Here is a 5,477-nt window from a genome sequence, read left to right as displayed (position 1 = left end):
GGCAGCCACGCCTTCTTGCCGAACACCAGGGCCGGGGCCGCCAGCCACAGGGTGGCGTAGGAGATGGCGATCAGGAAGAAGTACTGTACCGCCCAGGGGTACCAGGCGATGGCGTAGCGTGGGGCGAGCAGCTCAATGGCCATGGAATTCATAACCCATCTCCTTGCCGTGGGGGTCGAGGACTTCCAGGGCCACCGGCTCGGCGAGCGGGCGCGTGATGAAGCGCTCGTCCATGCGAGGTAGAAGACCTGGGGCAGGGTGTTCTTTTCGGGCTGCAGCACCATTAGCTCGTCCCGGTGCTCGGCGATCATGCGGCTGATCTGGCTCTCGGGGTCGCGCATGTCGCCGATGATCCGCGCGCCGCCTACGCAGCTCTCCACGCAGGCCGGCAGCAGGCCGGCTTCCAGGCGGTGAGCGCAGAAGGTGCACTTGTCGGCGGTCTGGGTCCTGTCGTTGATGAAGCGGGCGTCGTAGGGGCAGGCGTTGACGCAGTAGGCGCAGCCTACGCAGCGGTCGCTGTCCACCACCACGATGCCGTCCTGCTGCTGGTAGGTCGCCCCCACCGGGCAGACCGGCACGCAGGGCGGGTTTTCGCAGTGGTTGCAGAGGCGGGGCAGCATGAAGGTGGCCAGCTCGCCGCTCTCCTGGTGCTCCACCTCGTATTGGGAGACGGTGGTGCGAAACTTGCCCAGCGGGGCGTCGTTCTCGATATGACAGGACACGGTGCAGGCCTGGCAGCCGATGCACTGGCGCAGGTCGATGAGCATGCCGTAGCGCTTGGTGGGGTCGCCTTCTCGGCGTGGCGGCTGGCTGTTGATGCCCGCGCTGGCAACGCTCGATAGCGGTATCAGGGCGGCACCCGCGCTGAGGCGGGCCAGCTGGCCGAGAAGAGAGCGGCGAATAGAGTCCATGGCACCTCCGGTGGCTGGGTGTCGCGGGGGATCGCCCCGGGATGGGTTAACCGGAAGCCTACCTTCGGCCAAGGGCTAGTGGCTTGATATAAGTCAACTAAACATTAGCATGCTTTTAATATTGCGTTAATATTTGTGCGAAGCGATTGATATAGTGGATGTTTGATGGGAAGGGTGAGCTGAAAAAAGCCGGTCCGGGTGGGTGTCGCGAGCGGTAGGTTGACCGATCTGATGGAGTGAGCCGCCCATAAGGAGGAGCCTGACGAAGGACTGCCAGGCCCCCCTTCACCACGCTGGTGGCACTCTGCAAGGAGCAGCTGCGAGAGGCGGATGTGCTGGTGCGCTGGGGTGGTGAAGAGTTTATGCTGAGCCGGACGCCTGCTGGCTGAAGCGCCTCGATGCTGCCCTCTATCGGGCCAAGGCCGAGGGCCGCAACCGACTCTGCAGCACTGAGGCCTCGCTGCTCGAGCGAGACCCCCTGCCCCCGGTGACGGCTCGTATCAGGACGATTCGGCCGCGTCAGGCAGAATGAGGGAATCGGGGTAATCCCTATGGCCTCCCGCGAGCCACCTCTGTCGGTTATCCGGCAGAGGTGTTTGCTTTACAGCCGGTGTGGTGATTGGCTTACATCCCTCCGATGCCGCTCATCATACCGCCCATGCCAATGGCGCCGAACAACAGGCCGATTACGGCAATGATCAGGTAAATCAAGATCAGTACGCCGAAGATGGTGAAGTAGGTCTTCAGTTTGCCCATGGCAATTTTCATCTCACCAGGCTCCCCGCTGTTGTAGACACGGCTAGCCGAGCCTGCGGCCTGCATCAGTACCACGCCGGCCCAGATCGGGATCCATGCCACGATCAGGCCGATAATGGAAAGGGCCGTCAAGATCCCCGACAGGATCAGCATCACCCCGGTGAGCTGCATCCAGAACTTGCCTCGATGAAGCGGCTCGATAAGGTCGCGTAAGCTTGCCTGCGGGCTGCCCTGTTCCATGAAGTTCCCCCTGTCACGGTGATGGTTGCGAGACCTGCCACTATCATGCCGTCCTGGCTGGATGTCACCCTCCGTTTGAAGGGGGCGTTCACCCCTGCCATGCGCTTCAGGGCTCGCTGCGGGCCGTGTGGCTCAGGTGCAGGCGGGCACGCAGATGCCGGGCCAGGATATCCACCCCGATGTTGAGCAGCGCGGTGATCAGGATGAGCACCATGGCGCGGTCGAAGCGCAGTTCCTGGATGGCACTGTCGACGTAGAAGCCAGTGTGGCGATACCGAGAATGCCCAGTATCGCCGTCTCGCGCATGATGATCTCCCAGCGGTAGAAGAGCAGCGCCAGGAAGGGGCCATAGACCCGCGGCGCCACCTCGTAGGCGTAGCGGTTCATGCCGCCCGGGGCGTCCTGGCGCAGTGTGATCTCGTTGCTACGGCGTCCGACCAGGTGGCCGATGATGCCGCCGTTGTGCAGCGCCAGGGCAACCACCGCCGGCAGCATCGAGGGCCCCCACAGCTGCAGCAGGATGAAGGCCAGCAGGTACTCGGGGGTGGAGCGCATCACCACCAGCACGCCGTGCCCAATGGCACCGCGCACACGGCCGGTGAAGTGGCGTCCGGTGAAATGGTGGGAGATCAGTGGGAACAGCGTCATCGCCAGCACCCCGGTGAGCACCAGGCGATCTGGGTCAGCAGCAGGGTGTTCCAGATGCCGGGCAGGGCCTGACCCAGGAGCAGCTCGCTGAACCAAGGCCAGAGGCCTTCCAGTCCTTCGCCCCGGCGCAGCGGGGCCGGCACGATGTCGTGGGTGAAGAAGCGCGAGACATTGCTCCACATGATCGGCAAGCCGGTGCCCAGCAGGAAGGGGGAGGCCAGCAGGTAGACAGGCAGCAGCCGTGGCCGCGCCCATAGCCGCAGGCTGGCGATCAGTGCGTAGAAGAGCAGCAGCAAGGCCCCCACCGTGCCGTAGTGACCCTGGGCGAAAGCGCCGGCGAGGTGAAAGCCCAGGGTCGGCATGCCGACGAAACCGATCACCGCACTGGAGCGCAGGCCGCACTCCAGCCGGTAGGCCGTGTAGCTGACCAGGTGGGGCCAGGCCTGGCTGATACGGGTATAGACCAGCGCCGAGAGCCGTCCGGCACGCTGGGGCAGGGTGCGCTCCGGCTGCGGGTCGCATTCGTCGAGTATCTCGGCGTAGACCTTGGCGAAGGTGCCGGCGTAGGGGATGGCGATGGCCAGTACCCCGGTGATCGGGTGCAGGCCGAAGCTCTGCAGGAAGATCAGCGCCCAGAACAGCTCGTGTATGGCGCGGATGAAGGCGCAGAAGGTGCGCACCCAGAAATAGCGGAAGAGCAGGGCCAGCAGCATGCCGGCCGCCGCGCCGAGGCCCACGCCGACGAAGGCAAAGGCCACCGTTCGCAGCAGGGCCTCGCCAAGGAAGTCCACCCGGGAGAAGTCGGGCTGGATCAAGCCCATGAACAGGCGGCCCAGGGCGTGCCAGGGGTCGTGGGTGCTGATCTCGAAATCGCCGAACATCAGGCACACCGCAGCCAGCAGGACGAGCCCCAGGGTAACGCGACGGGTGGCGGTCAACGGCATCAGTAGAGCGGCAGCAGGTCGGTGGCGGAGAGGCGGTGGCTGGGCTGGTCGATGGCAATGTCGCCATCCTGGATACCGATCACCCGGCTGCAGTAGCGCAGTGCCAGGTCCACGTCGTGCATGGCCAGCACCGCGGTGGGGTAGGCGTCGGTCAGGGCGGTCAGGGTCACCTCGGAGAGGGGKCCGTCGAGGGCCGAGACCGGCTCGTCGGCGAGCAGCATGCCGCCGTCCTGATGGATGGCCCGCGCCACGGCAACGCGCTGTCGCTGCCCGCCGGAAAGCTCGCCGCAGGGGGTCCAGAGCTTGTCGTCGAGACCGAGCCGGGTGAGCAGGGCGCCGATTTCCGTCACGTCGCGGGGCCGAGGACGGGCCAGTGTCAGCAGGTTGCGCCACCAGGGGTGGCGGTCGAGCCGGCCCATGTAGACGTTGTGGAATACCGAGAGTGTCGCCACCAGGCCGAGGTCCTGGGGCATCAGGGCGGCTCCCTGGTTGCGCCAGCGGTCATACATCACCGACAGCAGCGTCGACTTGCCGACACCGCTGCGGCCCACCAGCGCCACGCACTCGCCGGGTGCCAGGGTCAGGCTCAGCGGGCCGAGCACGCGCACCTCGCCATAGGTGGCGACCGCGTCATGCAGCGCCAGTACGGTCATCAGTCGAGCAGCCCCAGGGACTGGCCGACCTCGAGGATTTCCCTGAAATCATCGTCTTCGGCCGGAATGAAGCCCGCACGGGGGAAACTGGCCAGCAGGTCGGGGTCGTCCATGTCGAGCAGCGCTTGCTGCAGGCGCTCGGTGAAACCATCACCGAAGCGTTCATCGACGTCGCCGCGCACCGTCCACTGGTAGTCGGGATAGGGTGGCGTCTCCCAGATCACCTGGACTCGGTCCAGGTCGATGTTGCCCGCCTCGAGTTCGTTCTCCCACGCCTTGTAGCTGACCACGCCGGCCTGGTAGGCGCCGGACTGCACCACCGAGATGGTGCGGCTGTGGTTGCCGCTGAAGCCGACCCGGGTAAACAGCTCGTCGGGTGAGGCCCCGAGGTGCTCGCGCAGGAAGTACTCCGGCATCAGACGCCCCGAGGTCGAGCTCTGGGAGCCGAAACTGAAGGTCAGGCCACGCAGCCCCTCGGGGGCCGTGTCGCCGTCATGGAGTACGAGGCCGGTGGCCTGGTTGGCGATGAAGTAGCTCTTGTAGTCGGGGTCCTCCACACCCTGGGCGATGGCGCGGGAGCCCGGTACCAGCTGGCGTGCCTGCACGCCGGTGAAGCCGCCGAACCAGGCCAGCTGCACCTGGTTGTTGCGAAAGGCGGTGACCGAGGCGGCGTAGGAGGTGACCGGAATGAAGCGCACCTCGACCTCCAGCGTCTCGGCGAGGTAGTCGGCCACGGCCTGGAAGCGCTGCTGCAGGCGGGTCTCATCCTCGTCGGGGATGGCGGTGAAGACCAGGGTCTGGGCGGCGGCCAGGGCGGGCGTCAGGAGTGTAGCGAGCAGGAGGGTGAGAGCAGGCAAGGGGTTGCGGCGCATGGTGGACAATCCTTGTGAAAAAGTCGGCAGCGAAAACGGGCACTGGAGCCTGGTAGACCGAAACGGGCATGATACCGAAAATCCCGGATCTGTCCTCGCTCACAGCGCGCAGGTACGAAACCCCGCCAGGATATCCCGGCGCTCCGGGGTGAAGAAGTTGCGGTAGCTATTATGAATCAGTCGCCCTCGTGTGGCCCAGGCGCCGCCGCGCAGCACGTAGCGGCCCTCCTTGAACCAGGGGGCCGAATAGTCGCGGTAGAGCTCGGGTTCGAAGCCCGGGAAGGGACCGAAGGGCGARGCCGTCCACTCCCAGACGTTGCCCAGCATCTGGCGGCAGCGAAGGCACTGTCGCGTCGGGCAGTGCCGCGACATCCCGCGGTGCCAGACACCAGCCGTCCAGATTGGCTTGGCGTGCCTCCGGCGGCGAGTCACCCCAGGGGAAGCGGCGTTTGC

7 protein-coding genes are annotated in these 5,477 nt (G+C 65.7%); all 7 read right to left on the bottom strand.

Going from position 1 to position 5,477, the window contains the following annotated elements:
- Nucleotides 1-911 (bottom strand): sulfate reduction electron transfer complex DsrMKJOP subunit DsrO (gene dsrO, locus Q427_RS08235; RefSeq protein ID WP_231613544.1); only part of this gene is annotated, 911 nt, incomplete at its 3' end.
- 624 nt (nt 912-1,535) lie between these two features.
- Nucleotides 1,536-1,907, bottom strand: coding sequence for a DUF5362 family protein (locus Q427_RS08230; RefSeq protein WP_043512802.1), 372 nt, complete (start codon nt 1,905-1,907; stop codon nt 1,536-1,538).
- 198 nt (nt 1,908-2,105) lie between these two features.
- Nucleotides 2,106-2,555: a PhnE/PtxC family ABC transporter permease gene (locus Q427_RS33640; RefSeq protein WP_231613542.1), complete on the bottom strand. Its 450-nt coding sequence runs from the start codon at nt 2,553-2,555 to the stop codon at nt 2,106-2,108.
- Nucleotides 2,552-3,499 carry a PhnE/PtxC family ABC transporter permease gene (locus Q427_RS33635; protein WP_231613540.1) on the bottom strand — a complete coding sequence of 316 codons (948 nt, stop codon included), beginning with the start codon at nt 3,497-3,499 and terminating at the stop codon, nt 2,552-2,554. Before Q427_RS33635 ends, Q427_RS33640 begins: the two co-directional genes overlap by 4 nt.
- Nucleotides 3,499-4,152, bottom strand: coding sequence for an ATP-binding cassette domain-containing protein (locus Q427_RS08220; protein WP_043512799.1), 654 nt, complete (start codon nt 4,150-4,152; stop codon nt 3,499-3,501). The genes Q427_RS33635 and Q427_RS08220 overlap by 1 nt, the downstream gene beginning before the upstream one ends.
- Nucleotides 4,152-5,024: a putative selenate ABC transporter substrate-binding protein gene (locus tag Q427_RS08215; protein WP_051496231.1), complete on the bottom strand. Its 873-nt coding sequence runs from the start codon at nt 5,022-5,024 to the stop codon at nt 4,152-4,154. The genes Q427_RS08220 and Q427_RS08215 overlap by 1 nt, the downstream gene beginning before the upstream one ends.
- A 99-nt stretch (nt 5,025-5,123) precedes the next feature.
- Nucleotides 5,124-5,477: SUMF1/EgtB/PvdO family nonheme iron enzyme (locus Q427_RS08210; RefSeq protein WP_155833484.1), on the bottom strand; the 354-nt coding region annotated here is incomplete at its 5' end.

It is taken from the genome of Halomonas sp. BC04, assembly GCF_000568385.1.
This window is presented reverse-complemented; position numbering and strand designations above follow the sequence as displayed.